The sequence below is a fragment of the Bacteroides sp. Marseille-P8574 genome, from assembly GCF_902825465.1.
Taxonomy (GTDB): Bacteria; Bacteroidota; Bacteroidia; order Bacteroidales; family Bacteroidaceae; genus Bacteroides; species Bacteroides uniformis.
On the sequence record NZ_CADEBE010000001.1, the window covers coordinates 2385293 to 2410021 of the forward strand.

Sequence of the window (24729 nt, forward strand, 5' to 3'; positions counted from 1 at the left end):
CCTGATTTATATTCAATGGTTGTAATATATCCTGACGGAGATTATGGTGAAAATATTTTGCTGGGTCATACCAAAAGGCCTGGTTGGATATAATGATTAGTGCTAAAGTGCAATTATTAAGCCTGCTTTAAATTTCACTTTTAGCCATTAGCTTGTTACAACAGATATGTAATAAGATGTAAAGTGAAACTTAAAGTAGGGCTCATTGATTATTCTACATGTTGCTTTGAAGTACTTATGCAGAAAACAACTTCTATTATATTCATTCTTCTATGCTTCTTGTCAAGTTGTAGCTTCGAATCTAAAACAGAATTTCCAGCCTTTGATAAGGAGATTAGAGTAGATGGTGAGCAATCTGATACAGAATTGCTGATTAATATGGGATGGATTGACTGTGTTGATACATTCTTGGTAATGACGCATGTCGCCCAAAATGATTTTTGCCATGTATATTCCATTCCTTCGGGTATGAAAAAAATCCATACTTGGGGTTCATTGGGAAATGGTCCTGGCGAGTTCCTACAGCCAATAATTACATACGCTCACGAAAACACCTTCGGTTTGAATGATGTCAATATACAAATGTTGGCAGTGATGTCTCTAAAAGGCAACGGAAATGCTATTGAAATTGAAGAGCTGTCCAGAAAAAAAACTCCTTATAAGCGTGTGCAAGGTGAGCTCAATCCTGCAGATTATAATTTCGTACGACTGGATGAACAGCATTTTGTCTCCCTATTGTGCGGAAAGGACGGTAGTTTCTTTTCCTTACTGGATGCCAATCTGCAGCCTTTACAGAGGTTCGGCGAATCTCCGGTGGGGAACAAAATTTCTGTCCAGTCTTCACGGATGAATTTGAAAGGTTATCTGTCGGTGCATGACGGGCATATGGTGTTTGCGCCTAGCAAACTGCCGTATCTTGCTAAATACCACCTGGAAAATGGAACCATGGTAAAAGACTGGAACTTTTATTTTGATCGGTCTTTTTATGAATGTAAAGACTATAACCTCTTGTTTAGTAAGGCAAGAAGCTTTGGGCAGGTGTTGGATTTGGCAATGGATGACCAATATATCTATATTTTGTACTTAGATCAACTTTTAAGCGAGTATGACTATAATGACCCGCAAAAATCCATGGCGAACAAGGTGCTGGTTTTCAATTACTCGGGAGTACCCATAGCCAAGTTGATATTGGATAAACGAATCTATCAGATGGCTTTGTGTACAAAATTGCATAAGATTATCGGGCTGGGGAATCTGCCAGAACCTGCATTTGTTTCGTTTGATGTCGTTTTTTAGATATATAGTCTAGTATTTCCCTTATACACTAGAAATAGGATAGCGTATAATTATATGTTTTAATTTGTATATAACTGATATCCATTAAATTACTGAAGTGTTGATTTGATATCCTTTTTAGGCATTCTACCTTTGAAGCATGTGGAAGCCGAAAAAGGATAGCGACTAATTATAGCTCAGTAGATTTTTAGTGGGGAATTATTAGCTTACTTGCCAAACACGTACTTCGCAACCTTAGTATTAGCCTTGTTCTCATTTACGAAATCACGTTCAATATAAATGTCCGTTACTTTCATTGCATCGTCAATATGGTTAAGTGCTGCATGGACTATATATTTATCAATGCCAACTTTATTAAGTGCAATGGTAGCCCAACTATGCCTTGCTGCGTAGTATTCCAAATCGTCAATTTCTAATATTGTACCAATTTCTTTTAAGCCGTAGTTGATAGCCTTATTGAAACCCTTCTCGTCAGCATAATATTGATAGAAATTGAAGAGACGTTTACCAGTCTTGTCCTTGTACTTCTCAACAAGAGGCAGGACTAATCTGGGTATGTCAACCTTCATTTGAGCCTTATCCAATCTACGGTCTTTCGTCTTGGTACGATTATAGACGATTGTATTACCTTCCATTTCAGTGGCATTGTAAAGGTCTGCAGAATTGATACCCATCAGACAGAATGAAAGTATAAAGCAGTCCTTTGCCAGATTATAACGGCAGGTGGACTTGTAGCCTTTCTTCATATCTTTATAGGGTAGCTTCCACACCTTCTTTATAATATCTGCGGATATGGCTCTCTTACGGGTAGCTTCCTGCTTGGGTATTTCAAGTTCCATGAAGGGTGAGTTAGGGATTAGGATTAAATTCTTCTCCTTCTTATTGTATTTCTTCTTGGCTTCATTGAATAACTTCTTAATGCTTATCAAATATAGAGAGAGTGAACGATTGGAAGGTATCCGTTTACCCTGCTGCATTAATCTTTTAGTCCGTATCTCACGTTCTTTATTCAAGAATGCTTTAAAGCTTTCTAAGAAGTCAAGGGTAATCAAATTAATATCCAATTCCTCTTTACCTATGAAACGGACTAAGGCATTAATGGCAGTGGTGTAGTTAGGTGCACCTTTGATAGTGGTTGAGGCTATCCACTCACGACTGAACTTTATAAAGTCAATGGTTTGTTGCTTCTCTTGTTCTCCACTTAGGTAGTTCATTACATCGTCTAACGTGTAGTTGTTTAACTCAATTTGGAGTTTGGCACACTTGTCATAGTAGCTGTGGATTAAAGCGTCTATATCTTGTTTTATGGGTGCTGAGGCTTTAATCTTGTAGTTCTTTGTTAAATCATTAGGGGTTGCGAATAGGCTTGTTGATATACGTTTCATTCTTCTGTTAAGAGTAAATCTAAGCCTTACGGTGAAACAGTCATTTGTCTTTCTTTGTACTTTAACTACTTCTGGGTTGATTGTCAGCATATTACACATTGTTTAATTGGTGAAACAATAGTGAAACAACTGCTCTTTATTAAGGCTAATATAACCAAGCAACAGACCCTTAATCGGAGGTCTCCATGAACTAAAAAAGGCTGTATTCCGTTAGGAATCAGCCTTTTAGTTCGTGGACCAGCCTGGGCTTGAACCAGGGACCTCCAGATTATGAGTCTGTTGCCGAGCACGACAAATCCTGCGGATTTATCGTGTGTAACCAACTGAGCTACAAGACCTTCTAAGCGTTCGTAAACCTGTTAATGAACTCTATTAAGAACGTATCGGTAAACCAGCGGTAAACAATCGTTCTTGTTGCAAAGTTAGTCAATGTTGCACTGTTATGCAATAATTATATCTTATAATTGGAGTTGCTCCAATCACTTTTTTACCTACGTGGAAGTATCATAGTTTTTATAAAATCTCGTGCTTGGCAGAATCAGATTATTCACCATGCTGTATAAATCCGATTCTTCTGCGTGGCTTTTCTTCCAATTTCTTTTTAGCTTGCAGTTCTGCTAATGTCTGATTAATGAGTTCCAACTGCATTCGTGTATCATCATTAATGTCGTTGTAATCAGCAAACACTTCTTCTATGTAGTCTTTCAACTCTTTTACTTCGTTCTGCAACTCTGTCAGTTTGTCTGTCTTGGGTAATGCCACCATTTGACGAACTGCAACAAAAGCACGCATGATACCCATATTAATCTGAATTGCTGTTTTGGAGTTCAATACACTACTTAGCATGGCTACCCCTAATTCAGTGAACGCATACGGATTACGTCTAACTCCCATCTTGATAGAATTGGAAGTCACAAATTGTGACCTCCAATTTTGTGTTTCCTCACTTGTCAGTTGAAACATAAAATCTTCGGGGAAACGGTCTATATTGCGTTTTACGGCTTGATTCAACGCTTTCGTTTGAACTCCATACATTTCTGCTAAATCACGGTCAAGCATTACTTTCTGACCTCTGATTTCATATATTTTGCTTTGAATTATTTGTAATTGTTCCATTGATTAAATCTTTTATGTTGCAAAGATAACCAACTCTATATAATGTAAATAGAATGTATAGACAATATTTTAGAATATGGCATAAAAGTATTTCTGTATGATTAAAGCTCTTATTCTATTTTGGTTCGTTTTTGATTTTGGCTATTGCGTAATTTTGAATACAGTTGTATAACACATAGTTTTGTAGTTAATAAGATGTTTGTTTAGAACTGAAAAAGCCAACTTATCCGTAATTGGGTAGGTTGGCTTTTTACTTAATTATTTTGCTCTTACATAAGTATCTAAAGTGTACCAGTTTTCATTTCCATCATCACCGACACATTCCAATACTAATTTTGTTTTATCTAAAGATTTTATCTTGGCAGTATCCCAGCAGTCCATTATATGAGGGGTAACGGTCAATGTTGTTCCTGATAGTGTAGGATAGTATGTAAAAGGGGCATTCTCCCATGAGCTTGAGCCATCTTGAAAATAATACTCTTTGAAAGTATATTTTCCATTTGAATTTTTAGTAATTTCTAATTTGGTTTCTTGCAAATCTGGATAACTTTCATCCCAAGTGTTTTTGTCGTTACTATTTTCAATGTAACCTTTTGAACTTTGCAATAGCCAAGTACCTTCAATACTGTAAGTTTCTCCTTGTTCTTCTTCATCATCATCACTGCAAGAAGCAAAATTCACACACATTACTATGGCTAATAAAGCCATTCCAATAAATCTAAATGTTTTCATTTCGTTTGATTTTAAAATAGTTATTCTGATTGTACTAATTCAAACTTTTCGCCTTTTAGTTGATAGGTCTTATTGATAATATTGCTCCAACCATTAGAGCCGTAAACAGTAATGGTCTTGTTCTCTGAATCAAACTTACATTGTCCGTTTTCCAACTCTGTAAATGGTACTTCTGTTTTCTGCATAAAGTAACCGTATGGGCTAACATCGTACACATCATAAGCATTTGATTCTCTTGAACCACTTTTATAGCGGTTGATAATGAACTCATCTTCTCCGTCAAAATCAACATCAGAAAAGAAGAAAGGAGAATTATCCGAAAGGTATTCTTCGTTCTCTAATTTAGCCGTATAGTCTAACTCTATAACTGTGTTGTTCGGATATGTGTTGCCTTTATCATACAGAACCCTATCAGTCCATTTCTCCGCAAAGTAGTAATATTCTACTCCTTGTTTCTCTAAACAGAATAGAGCATTACCTACCTCACCATCTTGCAGCCACATTACTTTTACTGTATATCCGTTTATCGGTTGTTTGTACTTTATATAGATATGTGGCTGATTAAAGCACTCAAATTCTTGCGGAACAGATGTTTTGTCTGTTTTGCAAGCCACAAAACCAAGCAATCCAATAATGATAAATAGCAATCTTCTCATTGTCTTTCATTCATAATATCAACAATCTGCCTAAACACACTACCTGCCATCAGTCCACCACTTGCAGGTAATTCTGTCTTATTAATGGTAACGATAACATTGTATTTCGGATTATCGGCAGGGAAGTAACCGCAAAATTCTACGGCATATTCTCCATTTGAAAGTTGGATTGTTCCCGTTGCTCCTGCTACTTTAACTTTATCGGATTGGGCAGGCTTGGCTAATCCGTCAGAAACAGCGTATTCCAATGCTTCTTTTATGGCAGTCTTACTTTTAGCTATGTAATTAAAGAAAGTCAAGTTCTGTAATGGAGTGGTGAGAATGCCATATCCCAAAGGATTATAAACAAGACTTGTGTCTTTCACTTGATAGCCATACTTTGCAAGTGCTTCCGAAAAGGCTTGTTCATTCTCAAATACTTTTTTTACTATTTTGTAATTGGCGATATTGGATGCTACTCCAAAGCCTTGTTCCACTGTGATTTTTCCATATCCACCCCTATGCCAATTATGGTCGCACAATGTATCTTTACCAATAGCTAAGATACCATTATCAACATCTATCGTATCGGATAATTTAACTGTCTTTGTTTCCAACGCTGCCAAAAGTGAAGCGGTACGTACTAATCCCGATTCTTGCAGAATAGAATCAGAACCAACAAAAGCCTTGATTTCTCCCGTCTGTACTTCCATTATGATAACTTGCCCTATTGTAGCATCAAGTTCGGATAGTTTGTTTTGCAGGATAGAATCAACACTTACTTGTAAAGTGCTGTCTATGGTAGAAACTTGTTTTGTCTTACCATTATTAGAATTACAAGATATAAGTAATATAGCTAATGTTATAATATAGAATATTTTCGCCATAACTCCATAATTAAAATATAACTTCAGAACGCAAATTAAAAATAGTATTAATCTCATTTTCAAGATATGGAACTTCCAAAAGATATGGTTTGTTATATGTAGGATGAAAGATACCCAATCTTAATTTATCAACTTTAATACCATAATTTCTCTCTAAAATGAATTTATATAGACTTAACTGTAACGCATAATGATAATAAGGTGAGTTATCTATATGTTCCAAAGGATAATTCCCTTTTTCTCCATATTTATTTATTTTTATAGGCATACCACTGGCTATGATTTTATCGCTTCGTTTCCAATCATAAATTGTATATTCTCCATTCTGATAATCTACGAAATCAATAGTCCCTGCAAGTTTGTACTCCCAATCATATACAATCCATTCTGTACGATATGGCACTAATTTAATATTGTTCGCAAATGTTCTAAACAAATTGAAAGTATCATCATTTGCAGAATCAATACCTTGATAATAATTCTCTATTTTTTTGTGCATTGCAGTACCTAAATCTCTGCTTTCTTTTCCTTTCCGTTCCCACATTTCTATTACTTCTTGAACAGATATTCCTAATGCTCCTGCTTTCTGTTTTGCATGAAGCTCTGTATTAAATTTCGGGAAACAGCTACTAACAAAGGTCGTTACAGATTCTAAACAAACTCCATTTACTATATAAAGATGGTCAGATGCACGAAAGGATATAGTAGAATCAAGTGGATGCTTGTTCCTTTGGTTGAATCTAAATTTCTCTTTACGTGCTTCGGCTTCTTGTCTTTCGGCTTCAAGTTTCTTGTCAATCTCTTCTTGTTTTCTTTTCTCTTCTTCTTCCTCTCTTTTTCTTTGCCAATAAAAACTGGAACGAACACCACCAATCAAATCTCCCCATTCAGTATTTATTAATCCCCAACAATATTCTACCATTAACCGTACCTTTGTGTAAAAAAGCCTATCTTCATTATTTCTGTCTTTTTCTTCAAGTTTTTCTATTCTACGATTTAGCTCTTTATTAAAGTCTTTCCAAAAGTCTTTTATATCATTATCGCATTCTTTAATTCTATCATCATAATTAGAACAATCATAATTTGAATCATGATGTATTCGACAGTCAAATCCTTGATATTCAAGATAGTTAGATACCCAAAAATTACGCCATATAAAATATGATTCTATACCGTATTTTATAGCAAATTCTCCATCTTCTTGGCTTATTAAATATCTCCAAGGTCTAATTTTAATCCTTTCTATACGGCTATATATGTCCTCACCATAGATTTCATATTTTTTGATTCCATTTTCGACATAACACCTAAAACTGATAATATCATAAGGAATCCATTCGTTAAAAGGATTTCCACATTTCTGTTCAAGATTCTTTTCTAAGTATTTATCTTTACCTATTTTGAGTATGTCTGAAATTTCCGCCATAGTAGAATTAAGTATTGAGGTTATTATGTAGTTACTGTTCTTCAACTGCCTTCCAAATGACAATTAAAATGAGAAAGACGATAATATATGTCATATCTTTTGTCAGATATGCTTCCCAATTCCCCGAAGAAAGCGGATAAAAAATAAGGTGTGGGAACTATATCTGCTTTATCCTTTTCTCTGGCTTCTCGCATTGCCTTGGCATGGATAAAACAATAGCAACCCACACCAATTTTGACAATATCTAAGAGCCTTATAGATATAAGGTAGGTATATATCAAATGGTGGGGTGCTACTGCTATCATCTTCATGCCTTTTCAAATTTTGCGAGAATTTGAGAAAAGAAGATAATCTCAATAACACCTTTCGTTAAATATGTCCTTTCAGAGCATTAAGACCTCTGAAATTGTTGCAAAGTTAGCGAAAGGTTTTGAATAGCTAAAGATAAAACGCTGATAAATGCAGCTCCAAGTGTTCTAAAGCATATCCTTAGTAAGTAATTAGGGAAGTATCATCTTCTTTTCTTCATAATAGCATAAGTAGGTACTTTTTTTGAACGGGGACTATAAGAAGATTTCTTCCCGAAAAAAGTACCCGTAGATTCTGCGGATTGAAAGATGTAGTTTTATTAGAGATTATAAGGTATATGGGTTTGTTGCCTAACTAAGTAATGAATGAAAGAAGTATCTAATCTTCATAATGGGTATAAAAAAAGTCCGCAAATACTGCGAACTTTTAAAAAAATCAGATTGTTATTTATTCTTTTCAATAGTCTCTTTTAATTCATTAAAGCTGTCAAAGTAGAAGAAATATCCACCTTCCGAGGTTGGTACTCTAAAATATCTTTCATTTGCGTTTTTTGAAACTGCGTAAACAATATCTTTATATTTCAATTTAAGAATAATAGTTCCTAAAATTTTGGTAATGAATAATTCACCCACTTCTCCAGTTAGAGACATATAGCCATTGCTTGCCATTCTCCATAATCCAACATTGCCTAAAGAGAACATATCTTCCATATCTATTGCGCTTTTAGTTAATTAGACCACAAAATTAATGATTCATTTGCAATTATGGCGGTATCTGTGAGGATAAATTTGCCCCAAAATCGCACATACCATAAACTACAAGCCATATTATGCCATTTTTTAAAGAGAGTTTCCCACTCCATTACAGAACTGGTTTGCACTCCGTTTTTCTTGGAACTATCAGAATGTGACAAACTTTTCTGTTTCTGTAAATGGTTCAGAAACTTCAAACTTTGTCACATTCCAATAAAACAAGTGTAACTATGATTGTATATAAATAAAGATGGATAAAATCAGTATCAGCAAAAAAGGATTGATAATACCAATTATTATCAGTAGGAGAACAACCAATGTTCCCCATAAAATCAATTTTCCATTATCTTCCATTTTGTAGTATTTTTAAGTTATTAAAAAGGTCTGTTCCCATATTTATACTCTAATATGGAATTACACACCCTATCATAAAAGGAAAAACCACAACCCGTATAAAAGTAGCTTAAATAGGTTGCTTGGTACTCTCTTTGTAATGCTTGGTTGTTACTAAGCAGGTCTGCAAACTTTTCCAACCAATATTTCAAGGCTTGTATAACTTTGATATAGCGTAGGTTGTTATCCACATAACCCAATCTGTTTTCCAAGTCTTTAATGTGCTTTATTACTTTTTCTATCTGTTTATCCATAGTTCTGTAAAAATAGGAAAGGACACCTAAATAAATAGATGCCCTCTCATTAGTTAGTCAATAAACCATTTGTAATGCTCATCCCCATGCAGGGCTGCATTGATTCCAACAGCCATTTCAGTTGCATTTAATGAGCGGTCTAAGAATGAATCTATATAGCTGCTCTTATTTGCACCCGTTAATAGGTTGTAGAACTTCCACATATTCAAGTCATTTCCAAAGCTGCCAAAGTTCTCATCATTAATGTAGGCTTTTGCAACACTGTTAATCTGTGTATCTGTAAGCAACATTCTTGGCAGTCTCTTTTGGTAGCCATTGGGCAAACACTGATAAAGTCTCATTTTGCCCAATATTTGTGCAAATTGGTGTTCACTCATTGAAGTATTGCCCAACTGTTGCATCAAATGCAGATGTTTGGCAGGGTTGTAGTTGTTGAACAACTCCAAGGCAGAACGGTAAAGTTCACTTGTATTGCTCACCCTTAAATCATCCTTGTAACCATCTGTAAAGATGCACATGTTGCAACAAACTTGGTTTTTAAAGCCAATAGCCAACCTAAACAACTCTGGAACTTTCTTGCTGTATAAGTTCATTTGATTATAGGCTCTGACCCCTACTATTGAAAGGTTCAACTTGTTTCCCTCAACCGTTTCATAGATTGTAGGAATATCAATACTGAAAGCTGCCCTCTCATAGTAGATTGTTTTGTCTGATTCCAACAACTGATTGGCAGGTTTGTGGATAGCTTCGGGAATACGACCCTTAATCACATGAGAGACACGAATATCGGGTGTTCCGATAGTCTCACCATTGTAGTAGGAGTTTGCAGCTTCCCAAACAGTTTCAATAAATGCAGCATGGTTTACTGTAAGCTCATTGTCTTTTGCAAAAACGGGAGTAATACAATCATTTTTCAAATGTTGCAAGGTAGCTCCTTGGGTGTTTGCCTCAATGAAATGATTTACCCTTTTAGGCGTTGCAGTTTCTTCAATAATGGTTGCTTCTTCTGCAAACTCACCTAAATTCATTCTCTCTCTGTTCTCTGTTGGCATGATAACTAAATTTGTCATAATGATAAAAGTTTAAATGATTAATAATTCTTTTTATATCAATGTACAGAGGGGGACTTGAGGGGTAGTATGCCGTAAAGACAGCCACTCTTATATATTTTAGTTCACTGGCTGAATAGGGAGGGGGATTTCTGTATTAAGTACCTTATATATCTGTTCTCTTGACTTTTAGCTAAACTGCATATAGGTGATTCTTTAATTAGGTAGCCTTTTTAATGTCATAGGCTGTATGTGGCATATTATAAAGTATAGGCTATATAACTCTTATTAAAGTGGAAATTTTCAGAAAGTCAGAATCGGAAAAATGTACGGCTGTGGTTCTGCGCCAAAAATAAAAGCCGCAAGGGTTACTTACGGCTTGGCAATATATTAGGCAATGTAACCTCTTTCAAGGTCTTCATCGGTGATTATTTCGGGATATAGGTTCTTGATAATAGCCAACTGACTTTCAGAAGTTATCAGAAATATATCCTCTCTAAGCAGGTGTATTCCTTTCTTGTCCCTCTTTACATAGCCATTTTCTATGGCTTCATTCATATATCTTGATATTGTACCTTTAGACAAGCCAAGTTCTTCCGCTAATTTGTTTTGGCTGTAAAGAGTGGTGTTCGTTCCGTTCAAACATAGGCATTTCAGCAGGACAAGAAAGCCTTTCAGTTCCTTGCTTATAGGTTCATCATATAACTTATTCGTTATAAGAACGTAATGTTCCGTATCTAATCGGTAGCTGCATCTGTTGAATTTTCCATATTGTCCGTAAACATCAAATTTATCTATGCTTACTAATCCGAGAGAGTCAAACTTGTGCAGCCATTCCCTTATCTGGTCTGTCTTTTTAATTCCGTAGAAATCTGTCAAGTTATCTTGTTTGATATATGATTCCATCGTATTGCAATCGGAACAGAGAGTCAAGCAATAGAATAGGTACGTTTCCAGCAAATTAAGTTTTCCTGCGATATTAGATGTTATCTTTCTGTATGAGGTCATTAGCAACCGTATGTTTATAGTTAGTAAAATAAATATCTCCTTTCTTTACCAATCTTCTGTAATGGTGGTTTCCGAAGTAGCTTTTCGCTTCTTTCTGATTCGTGAACGTCTGTTTTGTAGGCAAATAGATAATCATAGGCAATTAAATATGAGATTTTGAGAATTAACCAATCTGTCCCGATTTGAAAAATCGGGTAGGTAGGTATTTATATATAGGTATTTATAAGCGACCCACCTAAGATGAACACTCCGCACCCCCTAAAATGAACACCTCTTTTTTGAGAATCAGAACCGGATTTTGAGGATGCTGTTTTTGTGAGGTTGGATTTCTGTTTTTTCAGATATGCTATCTTATTCATTGTATTAAAAAGTTCCAAGTAGAATCGGTGCAATCATTAGTTATAGAGAAAACCAACCATTTTTAGTGATTATAGGAAAGACACGGTTTGCATCTGTCCTATAATCTTGTATAAACGTAAGATGACTTTCTGTATATGCAGGTGCAGGTACTTTTTTAAAGCAGGGTATATATAGGAATTTCTTCATAAAAAAGGTACTCGCCTATATGCCTTTCCGCATGGTCAGTTGATAACCCTTTATATTTTTCCGCTTGCTTTCCACCGCATGAAAAAAATCAAGAATGGTATGTGATGTTACCGCTTTCTTTGGAACAATGCCAAACAGCTTAAAAATCCTGCTGATTTCTTCCTTTATGAATTTTCGGGAATACCATTTTCCCGTTTCAAAAGAGTTGTATATCATCTGTGAGACTTCTGTTCCCGTAACTTTGGTATGGTAGTCTGCAATAATCATTGCTTCCTTTATTTTCTTGCGGTTATATTTCAACCGTTCAATTTCTTTCTTGCCTATCTTGTCGTATGCTTCCACTATAAAACTGTCCGCTTGTTCCAGGTCCCTTTTGAATTGGTATTCCATTTCCGTTTGGCATTCACCAAGCAATTCAAGCTGTTGTACCATTATCTTACGTTTCTCCTTGATGGAATTTGACTTGTTGCTACGTTGCAGTCTCTCATAGTCACCGAGTTTATAATCCAAAATGCTATAATTATTTATGGTAAAAGCATCGCAGTTCTTGTATGCTTCATGCAGATTATCGGGACAATTATAATATCCTTTCACCAGTTCCGTATTGATGTAGTTGTCTATCTTGAAGTATTTGGTTCTTCCTTTCTCGTCCAGCATCTCCGCATAGGGCAGACTGACAAGTATTGTACCGTATGCGTCTTTTGCGGAAACTGTGGTCGCACAGTCATAATGATTCTGTAACATATCGTACACGTCTTTCCAACACGAAATACGTCCTTTAAGTTCTTCCGTGCTTCTCACCATGAAATTGCGGTTGGTGTTGCTGATATGGTGGATAGAGGACACACCGTTTCTGAATCTTCCCACACATTGAATCGTGTCCGTATTCGGGTCAAATGCGGTATAGTCCGCAAAATAACAGTCTGTCAGTAATAAGATGGTCGGCTTCTCTTCAAGTTCAATATCCACCGCATTATAAAAACGTGAAGTGAGCCAGTTGTAACGCCTCATTATGTCCTTGTCCCATATATCGGAAACATTCTCAAACTTCAATTCTTTCAGCTTTTCCACACTCTTTTCGGAACAGAATACAGCGGATTCGTCCAATAAGCCAAGTTGCTGCATCAGTGAATAGATGGTATCTGTAGAATTACAGAATACGAAACAATTACCTTTCAGACCTGCAAACACTTCTTTTGCTGCCTGCAACAGATTATTGGTAGCATGGAGATTCATGCCTTTTACATAGTCGAATGTAGGCTTGATGGTAATGGTCTGAAATTTCTGTTCTTCAAAACGTGGGTCTGTAAACTCGATGGGAGTGGCAGATACCAAGGCTTTCTGTTCACATTCAAAAAACAAGTCCATAGGTAATGTTATATCGGGACGAAAACCTGAATCTTTGACTATCTTATGGCATTCATCAAACAATAGAAAGCTGTTATAGCGTATATCCATATCCATTTCTTCAAATGCTTCCTGCACCTTGTGGAAACTTTCGGGAGTGGTGAGTATCTTGAAATGTTTACTCTGTTTGATGCTCCTTTCCATATATGCCACTATGTCATCCGCATAGACACCATCAAAAACACCGAAAAGATTGTCTTTCCCATGCTTCGGGTCTTTGCATTTTCCGCTGATAACGGGTTTGTTCGGCTCTATGATGATTGAATTGCGGTGTGCTTTCAGTTCTCCATAAGTAGCACCAAGTCCCGTAAGTTTCTTATATAATATGGTGTTGGTGGGGATTTCGGGCAGTATCTCTGTCAAGTATTGGATTTTTCCGTTTGCTTCCTTGCTGACTGTTATCTCTCTGTTCTTCATTTTTCTTATACTTAAATAGTTAATAAAAAAGGGGGAAACTTCCCCCTTTACTTTTGGTTGTTTAGATAATCTGTTTATGCTCACGTAAATAGTCCAATGTCTCATCTGTCCGCTTGATTCTGAACATTATCTTTCCCTTGAAGCAAGGAAGAATCGCACTGATAGATTCGGGATGCTCTCTAAACAACGGAACATATTGTATTGTCTTACCAGCGTCAATCATTGCTTTCAGTATTCCAAGCTGGAAGTCCTCGTTCTCATCCAACGTGTCCGCTTCTTTCGGGTTTGTATCGAAGTCTGTCACGTCACCTTTGAATAAGTAGTTCAACAAGCCTTGATAGGATGCGCTTTTCAGTTGGTATTTGAATCCTGCCACGTGAGCGGATTCTATCCATGCACAACGTGTATTGTCTTTGCTACCGTAGAACTTCACTATCAGTTGTTCTTTACGCTTCATCATTTCCTGCAAGGTGTTGTATGCGCCTTGGTTATCATACTCTTTTATAGCGGTTTTTGTACCGAAATTGTAATCAAAATTACTCATGGTTATAATTTTTTAATTAATGAATATGTTAATGCAATCATTGACTTTGGCGCCTTATTGTCTCTGATTGACATTGCAAAAGTAGGGCAGAATTTAGGGGTAACAAAGGAATTTGCCGAATGCCCATGTGTGTAGAAAACGTGTCTATTCCAGTACGCAAAAAAAATGCGTACCGAAAAGAATAAGCCTTTCAGTACGCATTTCTGCTATGGTTTTATGTATGTTGTTTATGAGACTACCATGTAGTTATTAGCTATGACAGACGGAAATTTCTCGTTCTTGTATCTTCTAAGGAGATTGGATAACATTCTGTTCTTGTTGCCCTCTGAATCGTATTCTTCATTATACCTCTTGCCATCATAGCCCACTGTATAGATAAGCCTTGAAACAAGCATCATCTTGTCTTTAGATACCTTTACCTTTTTGTTGGATATGGTGGTAGCCTTTCTTCTCTCAATGAAGAACAGAAACATATCCGTAAACTTCCACTTCTTATAAGATATGTCAAGACTGAACTTGTCCGTAAAGTTGATTTTTGACGATAAGTCATTTCTGATAAATCCATTTAAACCTATGTCTTTTAATTGTTTAATCACAGCTTCTCTGTCTTGTTCACTATGTATAATATCGCTATATGTATTGACAAAATGCTGCAAGGCTGCTTGAATGATTCTGATTGTGCCCTCTCTTTCAATAACATAGCTTTTCTTATTGTCCTTCTTTAAGGTGATGCTTGTAGCTTCCAGCAGATTGGCATGAAAATAGCTAAAGTCCTCCAATACAGACTTGTTCAATGCAGGTGCATTTGTGCCAATATCCTCTATAAAATCATATACGAACAGAAGCAGATACCAAAACTTACTAACGTCTAATTTATACGCTTCAATGGTATTCTGTAAATCTTCGTTGGTTAGAAACTTCTCTTTGAAAGAATCGTCCAACTTTCTGTATTCTCGTTTTTTGTATTCTTCCAAACTCCCTTTGAAAGTCTTCATTTTTTTGCTTCTTTCGTACCTTTCTTCAACGGATAAGTTTCTTTCCGCATATCTGTTGGCGAATATGGCAGGTGCAGTGGACACATCTTCATTATCGGGCAGGAAGTGGTTGGCTACTTCCCACACATATTCTAAAAGTAGCTCATTTAGACATTTGTGGCTTTCATGCCAAGCCACTTTTAAATCGGGCAGTTCTTCTATTTGGTGCAGTTCTTCTTTTGACATCGTACATTATTATTAGTTATACTGCAAAATAAAAGAAAAGTCTGCAATCTTTTCGGACTACAGACTTCTTTTTGTTATAGTAGGTTCTTCATAGTGGTAAACGATATTCATTTACCGAATACATACTTCACAACTTTGGCATTAGCCTTGTTCTCATTCACAAAATCTCGTTCAATATAAATGTCTGTCACTTTCATGGAATCGTCTATATGATTGAGGGCTGCATGGACTATATATTTGTGTATGCCAACTTTGTTCAATGCAATGGTAGCCCATGAGTGCCGGGCTGCGTAGTATTCCAAATCATCTACGCCTAATATTGTACCAATTTCTTTTAGACCGTAGTTGATAGCCTTATTGAAACCTTTTTCGTCTGCATAATATTGGTAAAAGTTAAATAAGCGTTTACCACTTTTATCTCTGTATTTTTCTATAAATGGTAATGCGATTTTAGGTATATCCACTTTCATTTGAGCATTATCCAATCTACGGTCTTTCGTCTTGGTACGATTATAAATGATGGTATTGTTTACCATTTCCGTAGCATTATATAAATCGGCTGAATTAATGCCCATTAAACAGAATGATAGAATAAAACAGTCTTTAGCTAAATTATAACGACAAGTGGATTTATAGCCTTTCTTCATATCTTTATAGGGTAGCTTCCATACTTTTTTGATAATATCTGCCGGAATAGCTCTCTTTCTTGTTGCTTCTTGCTTGGGTATCTCAAAGTCTATAAATGGATTGTTAGGTATCAGTATGAGATTATTCTCTCTCTTATTGTACTTCTTTTGAGCCTCTTTGAACAGTTTCTTAATGCTTACCAAATAAAGAGATAAAGACCGATTAGAGGGCACACGCTTACCTTGCAGAATCAGTTTCTTCGTTCGTACTTCACGCTCTTTATTCAGAAACGCTTTGAAACTATCTAAAAAATTGGTGGTAATCAGATTTACGTCCAATTCTTCTTTACCAACAAACCGTACCAAGGCATTGATGGCAGTAGTGTAATTAGGAGCACCTTTAATAGTAGCAGAAGCTATCCACTCACGACTGAACTTTATAAAGTCAATGGTTTGTTGCTTCTGATGTTCACCGTCCAAATAATCCATTATATCTTCGATGGTGTAATTGTTTAACTCAACTTGGAGCTGTGAACATTTCTCTTGATAACCGCGAATAAGAGAATCTATCTCTTTTTTAATAGGTGAACTTTGCTTGATTTTCAGTTCTTTATTCAAGTCTTTACTTGTGGCAAACAGACTTGTTGCCAGCCTTCTCATTTTTCTGTTAAGCGTGAATCTTAGCTTTACGTTGTAAGTACCATCAGACCGTAGTCCGTCTTTCTTGATTTCTGCGTTGATTGTCAGCATATTAATCCTTTTGTTTATCGGTAAACAAGCGGTAAACAAATGCTGCAAAAGATAGGTAATTCTGTTGGTTTGAGCCAACCTCCACCCATAACGAAAGGCAAAAAGAAAAGCGTTAACTGCTTGATTTCGTGCAATTAGCGCTTGTTTTCTTTGTGGACCAGCCTGGGCTTGAACCAGGGACCTCCAGATTATGAGTCTGTTGCTCTAACCAACTGAGCTACAAGTCCGATGCATCCTTGCTTGGATAGCGGGGGCAAAAGTAGCATTTTCTATTGAAATATGCAAGACTTTTGGATAAAATTCCTTATAACCTTTGTCCTTAGAACTTATAAGTTCGTTTTGGATTCTTGGGAAACCAGCCTTTTTTCACTCGTTCTTCCTGCTCGAATATCTCCTTGATGGTCCAGAACGAGGAAAATGCAAAGACGCCCAAAAGGGAGGCTATCATGATGTTCTCCGTATAAAGGGAGGCAATGATGCCGCCGATGCCGAGTAAAAGGAAAATCCACCAGCACTTGGTGCCCCAATAATATTCGGCTTTCACAACTATGGGGTGAAACAAGCCGATGATGAGGAATGTGCAGATACCTATGACAAGGCCCGACAGATGATATTCGTTCAAGAAATCCATTGTTGTTCGTTATTTCTCGGGGCAAATAGGAATCTCCTTCTTGATGCTCTGTTCCAGGGAAATCAAGGTCTCGGTAGCGGTTACGCCAGGAATCTCCTGCATCTTGTTGTTCAGCAAATCCATCAGATGCTCGTTGTCGCGGGCATATACCTTGGTCAGCATGGTGTACGGACCAGTGGTGAAGTGGCATTCAACAATTTCGGGAATCTTGCCCAGCTCGGCAACTACCGTCTTATACATGGAGCCCTTTTCCAGCTTGATTCCTACGTAAGTGCAGGTTCTATATCCAAGAGACTTGGGATTTACATGATAGCCTGAGCCCACAATAACGCCAAGGTCAATCAAGCGCTGTACACGTTGATGGATGGCGGCACGTGACACGCCACATTCAGCGGCTACGTCCTTGAAAGGGATACGGGCATTTTGGGAAATGATTTCCAGAATCTGCCGGTCAAGATTGTCTATTTTTTCCATAATAGTAAATAAGTAAAGTTCTTGTTGTTATCAAATAGTAAGCAAATATAGGACTTTATTTTAATTTATCTATGAAAATGGACAGAAAAATGAATAAAAGTGAGGGGTAACGATAAGACGCGGATTACGCGGAATATGCGGATTTGGTAAACTAAATCCGTGAAATCCGCGTAATCCGCGCCTAAAAGAAGTATCAAGAGGGTTTTGCCCCTCCCTTCGGATTGTTACATTACTTCTCGATACCCAGCAGTTCCACTTCGAATATCAAAGTAGAGAACGGCTTGATTTGGCTACCGGTTTCTCTTGAACCGTATGCCAGGTCGTAGGGGATATAGAGTTCCCATTTGGAGCCAACGGGCATCATAGTGAGGGCCTCAGTCCAGCCTTTGATTACTTGGTTGGCACGGAAGGTAGCAGGTTCTTTGCGCTTGTAAGAGCTGTCGAACTCTGTTCCGTCAATCAGTGTACCTTTGTAGTTTACTTTCACCTTGCTGCTGTCAGCGGGAACGGCACCGTTACCCTTGGTGATGATTTTGTATTGTAGACCGCTCGGAGTAGTTACTACACCTTCTTTAGTCTTGTTCTCAGCCAGGAACTTTTCACCGGCAGCTTTGTTGTCAGCATACTTCTCTGCAGTCGCTTTTTCTTTGATGGCATCCATCTGAGTGCGCATGTACTCTTGAGCTTTCATCATATCCATGGCACCACCCTTGCCAATGACACCTGCGACGAAACCTGCCAGCATATTTTCGCGGCTGATGCTTTGTGTAGAGTCATTACCGAAGATTTGCTGGTTGAAACCTTCTACCCATTGCTTGCTGACCATCTGGCCTACTTGCAGGCCGGTCATGTAGGCCACGTCTTTCTTATCGATTTTGGCTGCACCCTCGTTGAAACCTTTTAGGAATTCTGACATCTGGGTTGAGTCAATGCCTTGTTGTGCAAGATACTGGTCCAAACCTTCTGTACGTGCCATACCGATGGCGTAAGACAATGAATCGATGTCCGTCTTTAAATCAGCTTTCGGACTTTGAGCAGTACAAGATGCCATGCCGGCAGCTACTGCAAGAGCCATGAGAAATGTTACTTTTTTCATTTTGCTTTTACTTGTTGTTTATTTAGATAAAATTTTCTGTAATTCAACTTCGAATATGAGCGTGCTGTGGGGGGGAATCATCTCGCCGGCACCCTGCGCTCCGTATGCCAGATCACTGGGGATGTAGAGTTTCCACTTGGCACCTTCGGGCATAAGCTGAAGGGCTTCCACCCAACCGGGTATCACTTGGTTTACACCGAACGTGGCAGGCTGGCCGCGCTTGATGGAGCTGTCGAACAGCGTTCCGTCAATCAGTGTGCCTTCGTAGTGGCATTGTACCTGGTCGGTTGCTTTGGCATAGTGACCGACGTTTCCTTCTGTGATAACTTCGTATTGAAGTCCGCTGGGAAGCGTAACAACTCCCTCGCGTTTTTTGTTCTCTTCCAGGAACTTTTTGCCGGCTTCTATGTTTGCTGCGTTCATCTTCTCCTCCAGTTCGGCGAAGTACTTGTTGACGATGTCACGGGCTTCTGTGTGGCTGATTGCCGTCTGGTTGCCCTCCAAAACGTCTTTGATTGCTTGTGCAAAGTCATCTACTGCAATGCCTTTGGCACCCATGCTTAAAAGATTCTGACCTATTCCAAGGCCGATAGCATAACTGAATTTATCCATAAGATTCTTTTGTTGACGACCGGATTGGTTTCTTTTCCAGTCTATTGCAAATTTACGAATGGCAAAAGTACGTCTTTTATTTGAATGATAAGACTTTTAAGTATTTAATTTTTCTTATTTATATCACAACTTGAACATTCTTCTTATATTTGTCTTACTTTAATAAAGGAAAGGAGCAGAAAATGAAGAACTTGGTCATATTGTCGGGTGCCGGTATGAGCGCCGAGAGCGGCATCAGCACATTCCGTGATGCGGGCGGACTGTGGGACAAATATCCGGTGGAGCAGGTGGCGACTCCCGAGGGGTATGCACGTAATCCGGAACTGGTCATTAATTTCTATAACGAACGTCGCAAGCAGTTGCTCGATGTGGTGCCGAATGCCGGGCATCTGGGCGTTGCCGACCTGGAGAGGGATTTCAATGTAACGGTCGTCACCCAGAACGTAGATAATCTGCACGAGCGTGCCGGCAGTACGCACGTGATACACTTGCATGGGGAACTGACGAAGGTTTGTTCCAGCCGCGACCCTTATAATCCGCATTTCGTCAAGGAACTGGCGCCGGAGGAATATGAAGTAAAGTTGGGCGACAAGGCGGGCGACGGTACGCAGCTCCGCCCGTTCATCGTGTGGTTTGGCGAGTCGGTGCCGGAGATTGAAACTGCCATCCGGTATGTGGAGCAGGCGGACATCTTCGTCATCATCGGCACCAGCCTGAACGTTTATCCCGCTGCGGGACTGCTGAACTACGTGCCCCGTGCCGCCGAAGTGTATCTGATAGACCCCAAGCCGGTGGACACGCACGTCATGCGTCCGATACATGTCATTCAAAAGGGAGCTTCGGAAGGGGTAAAAGAGTTGAAGGCGCTGCTTGCAGCTACCCAGCCTCCTTTGCCTTAGGACTTAATCTCCTACGTCTTAGGACTTAACCCCTCACGGTATAGGACTTAATATGCAGAACATCCGGATGTCTTTCTCCAAAACACCCGGATGTTTTACCCAAAAACATGGGGATGTTTTGCCCCATTACATCCGGATGTTTTAGGTGAAAACATGGGGATGTTTTGGGTACTCACTCCTATACTGTAGAGAGCTGGGTATAGGGGAGATTCCCGCAAGGTATAGGTCTTGCGGGAACAAAGTATATTTGTCCTCGAAATTTGTGCTATTTCTTTATCACGGCCCGTAATACGAACCAGGCATGATGGGCTATGGTACTCATCAGTCCGTAATGCCGCGCCATGATGCGGAAGCGTTCGCGCAGGGATGCTTGCCGGTTCTGGGTGGTTATTCCCTCTTCCAGATAGTCGATGAGGGTGAGATGGGTATTGTGCAAGGTCCGTGCCTTCTTCATCACCCGGATGCACCAGTCGAAGTCGGCGGAGAAGCGGTATTGCAGGTCGTAGGGTTCTACAAGGGAAGCTTTGGCAAAGAAGGCCTGATGGCAGACCAGCATGCCCTGCTTGAAGCTTCGCCAGGTAAGCACTTCCGGGGCGGCGAGGCGGCGCATGCGGATGAAGTGACCTTCCTTGTCCACCAGTTCCGTTTTGCCGTACAGCACGTCGGGTAGTTCGTTGCCGGAGATGGAACGCACCATCTGCTGCAAGGTGTCGTCCTCGTGGAAGCTGTCGCCGGCATTGAGGAAGCAGAGGTAATCGCCGGTGGCAAGGCGGATACCTTTGTTCATGGCGTCGTACAGTCCCTTGTCCGGTTCGCTCACGATGCGGGTGATGCGGTCGCGGTAACGGTCGATAATGGAGAGCGTGCCGTCTTTGGACGCACCGTCCACAAGGATGTATTCTACGTGGTGGTAGGTTTGCGAGATAACGCTTTGAATCGTGTCCTCCAGTACCGCTTCGGCATTGTAGGTCACGGTGATGATGCTGAATTTCGGGGTGGGGTGGTTATGCATTTCTTCCGGTCACTTTGTTGTAAAGGTCAATGTATTTCTTGGCGACGACGTTCTCCGAATAGTGGGAGATGGCTTTCCGGCAGGCTTGTTCCGAGAGGCTGGGGTAGTCGGGTTCGGTCAGCGTCCAGTAGATGCCGTTGGCAAAGTCTTCCGAGGATTTGTATTGTGCCACGTAGCCGTTGTGCAGATGGTCTATCATCTCAGGGATGCCGCCCACGTTGAATCCGACGCAGGGAATGCCGCATGCCATGGCTTCCATGATGGTGTTCGGCAGGTTCTCTTCCAGCGAGGGGGTCACGAAGATGTCCACGGCATTGTAGATGTTCACCAGTTGGTGTTCGTTGCTGACGAAGTTCAGCGGGTAGACTTTGAATGGAAGCAGGTTTTCCAGTTGTTGCGATTGGTTGCCGAAGACGACGACACCCAACTGTTCCCGGAGTTCGGGATGCTTGTCGGCCAGCAGTCGGCACGATTCTATCAAGTAGTCAATGCCTTTCCGTTTGTCCGTAATCTTCACCGAGCCGAACAGCATGAGTTTCTTGTCTTGCGGCAGTAGGCAACGGCTGCGGGCTTCCTGCCGGTTTCGGGGCTTGAAGAGATTGGTGTTGATGGGGTTGGGGATGCATGTCACGGCATGCCCGCAGAAGAGGGCGCTTGTCCGGGCACGTTCTTCCAGCCAGCGGCTGCAGGTGACGAAGTTGATGTGACGGTTGCGATACAATGCCTGCTTTTTGTGGAAGATGCGGTAGGAAAGGTCACGTTTGCCTCCACCTCCGTGGATGAAGGGGCAGTTGTGGCATTCCTGCTGGTAGTGGGTGCACTCGCGGGCATGGTGACAGATGCCAGTGCAGGGCCACATGTCGTGCATGGTCCAGACGACGGGCTTGCCCGAGGCGAGAATCTTCTCGATGTTCTTCAGCGAGAGCATCCCTTGGTTTATCCAGTGCAGATGGATGACGTCTGCTTGCTGGAATTCGGGCAGTGAGGTGATGTCTGTCCCCGTGTTGGCAATGTCTACGGCAAAGATGTTCTTCTTGTTGAAGCGGTTGGCGCTCCAGATGACGATGCGCTCCCAGACGAACTTCCACACCATGCGCCAGTTATGGTCCAGTGACACAACGGAGATTTGGTCGGTCTGCTTGTCGCGTACCAGCAGCTTGGCTTTGATGCCGTGGTTCTTGAGTGATTCCATCAGACGGCTGGCGGCGATGGCTGCGCCGCCGATGCGTTCGGATGTATTGATAAGTAGTACTCTCATGACTGTTGTTCGTTTCTTCTTTTTTGAATGTTTTTTCTTGTTACAGATGCCGGTCTTGTTTCATCCATTTCCGGATACGCTTTTGCAGCGTTTGCCATATGATGGTGAAGTTGCCGTACCGTAGGTTCAACGCCAGTTCCTCGAACGACCGTGCAATCTTTATCCAGGGATGCCGCCATGCCATGATGCGGTAAACGCTATCCTTGTAGGCTGTGTTCTCGATGACGTGACGAGGGTGCTTCAGTGGAAACTCCACTTCGTGGCGTTTCATGGTGAAGATGCGGCGGTAACCGCGCGGCATGGTGTGCACGGAGCCGGCAAAGTGGGTGGAGTCGGCAGTGGCTCCCAGATTGTTTATCATGTTGCGGGTGGGCACGATGCTCAGACCCGAATTGAACAACATGGAAGCGTGGAAGATGGTTTCGTAATAGGCTTTCCCGTGTTCGCGGTGGCGTTGGCACATGTAGATGAAGTCTTTGCGGTAGCGCCGTGTGTGGATGAGGTTCTTCAGTTGCCGCATGTTCTCCTTGTCGTCCAGGAAGGTGTAGAATTCATCCCATTGGTCCGTCACCCGCCGCCAGCTCGCCCATCCCCAGATGGAGAAGGTGGTGGCGAAGAAGTAGTCGGAAGTGATGTCGGGTGTAATCTCCTCGTTGTTGAATCCGGCAATCATGCTGATGCGTGTGTCGTGCTCATACTTGTCGAGCAGTTCCTTGCAGAAGCCGAAGAAAGAGACGGCGGGCACGTCGTCATCCTCAAGCACGATACATTTGTCCGACAAGGAGAATGCCCACTTCTGTGCCATGTATTCCGATGGGTCGCAGCCGTAGTTCTTCTCTTGGTAGTTGTGGTGTACTTCGCATTCCCAGTCGATGTCTGCCACTACTTTGCGACAAGCTTCTATGCCCGGCATGTCACGCTCGCCGCGCGGGCCGTCCTGATAGAGAAACAGTCGTGCGGGGCGTGCTTTCTTCACTTGTTCGAATACTTGCGCCAGCAGTTTGGGGCGGTTGAAGAAAAGAATCAGTACAGATACATCTACAAGGGCTGGTTTCATGGCAATTTTGTTGGATTAGGAGGTGGCTATATGGTCATTTGGTATGTTGAAAGAAAGAACTGCCGGATAATGATTGTTTATCTTGTCCTGCTCTTCTTCTGTATACCGGTGTAAAGTGGGATAGTTGTACCGTAGAAAGTTTTCCAATCCATCAGGTGCTTTCAGATAAAGTGGACCGAATTTGATTGGTTGTAAATGGTTGAGACTCGTCTCCAAAACATGGTCGGTAGTGGTAATCACATTGTTGTAATACAAAGTTTTCCATGAGTTGAAACAACTTTGCATTATCACCATCAAACGGTAGATTGTCTTTTTAGAGAGTGTCATATCAACTATCCGGTTCAGAAGGCAGGCAACAGCTCCACGATTGGTAGGGTTGGATATTTGACATTTTCCGAAGTGTTTCCATAGCCATACCTCTTTTCCCATCAGGCAGCATTTCAGAAAGTTGACGGCTTCATATTGTATCTTCCTTAATAGCTTATTGTTTGGAATACGGTCAAAAGGGAATATATCGACAAAGATTCCCTGATGCATAGGTACATCTTTAAACATCTCTTCGACAAACAAGGTGTTGTTTTTCTTGACTTTGGCAAAGTAATAAGGACTATGAGGGTCGGTATGTATCCATGAAAGAAAGTATGGTTCTCTCAGTTCTTGGGAGGCTATCTGGAGAAACTTATTGTAGTCTTCCCGTTTCATACCTATATCTATGTCGTCATCCCAAGGAAGAATCGCTTTGTCATAGAGTGCCCCTATTGCTGTTCCGCCGATTACAAAATAGGGAATATTGTGTTTGTCGCAGATGCGCACAATCTCTTCCAGTATTTCGTATAGCACCTGATGTAGTTGGGTCAGTTCTTCTGGGGTATATTGCTTCACCATGGATACCATTTTTGATTGATGTCTGCAAAAATAATGATAATAGTTGAAAGGAG

General features: G+C 40.3%; 25 protein-coding genes and 1 tRNA gene. 2 read left to right on the forward strand and 24 right to left on the reverse strand.

The annotated features are described in order from the left end of the window. Nucleotides 1-183 precede the first annotated feature (183 nt). Nucleotides 184-1296, forward strand: a complete 1113-nt coding sequence (locus tag HUX74_RS10015) for a BF3164 family lipoprotein (protein WP_230583255.1) — start codon at nt 184-186, stop codon at nt 1294-1296. 206 nt (nt 1297-1502) lie between these two features. Here the strand turns inward: HUX74_RS10015 and HUX74_RS10020 are convergent, their stop codons facing one another. The 20 genes from HUX74_RS10020 to HUX74_RS10115 form a co-directional block, all read right to left on the reverse strand. After that, entirely contained in the window at nt 1503-2771 is a 1269-nt protein-coding gene (locus HUX74_RS10020; protein WP_174646601.1) for a phage integrase SAM-like domain-containing protein, read from the reverse strand. Between the two features lie 453 nt (nt 2772-3224). Next, nucleotides 3225-3797 (reverse strand): ORF6N domain-containing protein, encoded by a 573-nt coding sequence (locus tag HUX74_RS10025; RefSeq protein ID WP_038605079.1) that lies wholly within the window; start codon nt 3795-3797, stop codon nt 3225-3227. 258 nt (nt 3798-4055) lie between these two features. Next, on the reverse strand, nt 4056-4529 hold the full coding sequence (locus HUX74_RS10030; RefSeq protein WP_038605082.1) for a lipocalin family protein: 474 nt from the start codon (nt 4527-4529) through the stop codon (nt 4056-4058). Nucleotides 4530-4549: 20 nt separating this feature from the next. After that, complete coding sequence (locus HUX74_RS10035) at nt 4550-5185, reverse strand: hypothetical protein (protein WP_022192717.1); 636 nt, start codon at nt 5183-5185, stop codon at nt 4550-4552. Then, nucleotides 5182-6051, reverse strand: coding sequence for a penicillin-binding transpeptidase domain-containing protein (locus HUX74_RS10040; RefSeq protein WP_038605087.1), 870 nt, complete (start codon nt 6049-6051; stop codon nt 5182-5184). Before HUX74_RS10040 ends, HUX74_RS10035 begins: the two co-directional genes overlap by 4 nt. A 10-nt stretch (nt 6052-6061) precedes the next feature. Further along, the gene (locus tag HUX74_RS10045) at nt 6062-7477 is read right to left on the reverse strand and encodes a hypothetical protein (RefSeq protein WP_038605090.1); all 1416 of its coding nucleotides are present in this window, start codon (nt 7475-7477) and stop codon (nt 6062-6064) included. Nucleotides 7478-7518: 41 nt separating this feature from the next. Next, on the reverse strand, nt 7519-7782 hold the full coding sequence (locus HUX74_RS10050; protein WP_229126086.1) for a hypothetical protein: 264 nt from the start codon (nt 7780-7782) through the stop codon (nt 7519-7521). A 447-nt stretch (nt 7783-8229) separates the two neighbouring features. Next, the gene (locus HUX74_RS10055) at nt 8230-8496 is read right to left on the reverse strand and encodes a hypothetical protein (protein WP_021970885.1); all 267 of its coding nucleotides are present in this window, start codon (nt 8494-8496) and stop codon (nt 8230-8232) included. A gap of 416 nt (nt 8497-8912) precedes the next feature. Then, entirely contained in the window at nt 8913-9185 is a 273-nt protein-coding gene (locus HUX74_RS10060) for a hypothetical protein (RefSeq protein ID WP_016272340.1), read from the reverse strand. Nucleotides 9186-9238: 53 nt separating this feature from the next. Continuing rightward, the gene (locus HUX74_RS10065; RefSeq protein WP_038605103.1) at nt 9239-10255 is read right to left on the reverse strand and encodes a DUF3871 family protein; all 1017 of its coding nucleotides are present in this window, start codon (nt 10253-10255) and stop codon (nt 9239-9241) included. Between the two features lie 369 nt (nt 10256-10624). After that, nucleotides 10625-11140 carry a winged helix-turn-helix domain-containing protein gene (locus HUX74_RS10070; RefSeq protein ID WP_234237639.1) on the reverse strand — a complete coding sequence of 172 codons (516 nt, stop codon included), beginning with the start codon at nt 11138-11140 and terminating at the stop codon, nt 10625-10627. Between the two features lie 663 nt (nt 11141-11803). Further along, on the reverse strand, nt 11804-13612 hold the full coding sequence (locus HUX74_RS10075; protein ID WP_038605110.1) for a DEAD/DEAH box helicase family protein: 1809 nt from the start codon (nt 13610-13612) through the stop codon (nt 11804-11806). A 61-nt stretch (nt 13613-13673) separates the two neighbouring features. Then, nucleotides 13674-14156 carry a hypothetical protein gene (locus tag HUX74_RS10080; protein WP_032944109.1) on the reverse strand — a complete coding sequence of 161 codons (483 nt, stop codon included), beginning with the start codon at nt 14154-14156 and terminating at the stop codon, nt 13674-13676. A gap of 227 nt (nt 14157-14383) precedes the next feature. Beyond that, entirely contained in the window at nt 14384-15376 is a 993-nt protein-coding gene (locus HUX74_RS10085; protein ID WP_038605116.1) for a hypothetical protein, read from the reverse strand. 107 nt (nt 15377-15483) lie between these two features. Further along, the gene (locus HUX74_RS10090) at nt 15484-16752 is read right to left on the reverse strand and encodes a phage integrase SAM-like domain-containing protein (protein ID WP_174646602.1); all 1269 of its coding nucleotides are present in this window, start codon (nt 16750-16752) and stop codon (nt 15484-15486) included. A gap of 153 nt (nt 16753-16905) precedes the next feature. Continuing rightward, nucleotides 16906-16979: transfer RNA gene (locus HUX74_RS10095), tRNA-Ile, on the reverse strand. 92 nt (nt 16980-17071) lie between these two features. Next, nucleotides 17072-17383 carry a DUF4491 family protein gene (locus tag HUX74_RS10100; protein ID WP_005830847.1) on the reverse strand — a complete coding sequence of 104 codons (312 nt, stop codon included), beginning with the start codon at nt 17381-17383 and terminating at the stop codon, nt 17072-17074. 9 nt (nt 17384-17392) lie between these two features. Then, nucleotides 17393-17857 (reverse strand): Lrp/AsnC family transcriptional regulator, encoded by a 465-nt coding sequence (locus tag HUX74_RS10105; RefSeq protein ID WP_005830846.1) that lies wholly within the window; start codon nt 17855-17857, stop codon nt 17393-17395. 229 nt (nt 17858-18086) lie between these two features. Then, entirely contained in the window at nt 18087-18953 is an 867-nt protein-coding gene (locus HUX74_RS10110) for an FKBP-type peptidyl-prolyl cis-trans isomerase (protein WP_138346245.1), read from the reverse strand. 18 nt (nt 18954-18971) lie between these two features. Next, on the reverse strand, nt 18972-19565 hold the full coding sequence (locus HUX74_RS10115) for an FKBP-type peptidyl-prolyl cis-trans isomerase (RefSeq protein ID WP_138346247.1): 594 nt from the start codon (nt 19563-19565) through the stop codon (nt 18972-18974). Nucleotides 19566-19747: 182 nt separating this feature from the next. Here HUX74_RS10115 and HUX74_RS10120 point away from each other — a divergent pair, with 182 nt between their 5' ends. Beyond that, nucleotides 19748-20464 carry an NAD-dependent deacylase gene (locus tag HUX74_RS10120; protein WP_117601410.1) on the forward strand — a complete coding sequence of 239 codons (717 nt, stop codon included), beginning with the start codon at nt 19748-19750 and terminating at the stop codon, nt 20462-20464. A gap of 265 nt (nt 20465-20729) precedes the next feature. On the opposite strand, the gene HUX74_RS10125 is transcribed toward HUX74_RS10120, so the two are convergent. Genes HUX74_RS10125 through HUX74_RS10140 form a run of 4 tightly spaced genes read right to left on the reverse strand, consistent with a single transcriptional unit; the run spans nt 20730 to nt 24676 of the window. Beyond that, on the reverse strand, nt 20730-21476 hold the full coding sequence (locus tag HUX74_RS10125) for a glycosyltransferase family 2 protein (RefSeq protein WP_174646603.1): 747 nt from the start codon (nt 21474-21476) through the stop codon (nt 20730-20732). Beyond that, a complete protein-coding gene (locus HUX74_RS10130) occupies nt 21469-22734 on the reverse strand; it encodes a glycosyltransferase family 4 protein (protein ID WP_008662500.1) in 1266 nt (421 codons plus the stop codon). Before HUX74_RS10130 ends, HUX74_RS10125 begins: the two co-directional genes overlap by 8 nt. Before the next feature lie 40 nt (nt 22735-22774). Continuing rightward, nucleotides 22775-23791, reverse strand: a complete 1017-nt coding sequence (locus HUX74_RS10135) for a hypothetical protein (RefSeq protein ID WP_016272354.1) — start codon at nt 23789-23791, stop codon at nt 22775-22777. A gap of 15 nt (nt 23792-23806) precedes the next feature. Beyond that, complete coding sequence (locus tag HUX74_RS10140) at nt 23807-24676, reverse strand: phosphorylcholine transferase LicD (protein WP_005834345.1); 870 nt, start codon at nt 24674-24676, stop codon at nt 23807-23809. Nucleotides 24677-24729: the final 53 nt, after the last annotated feature.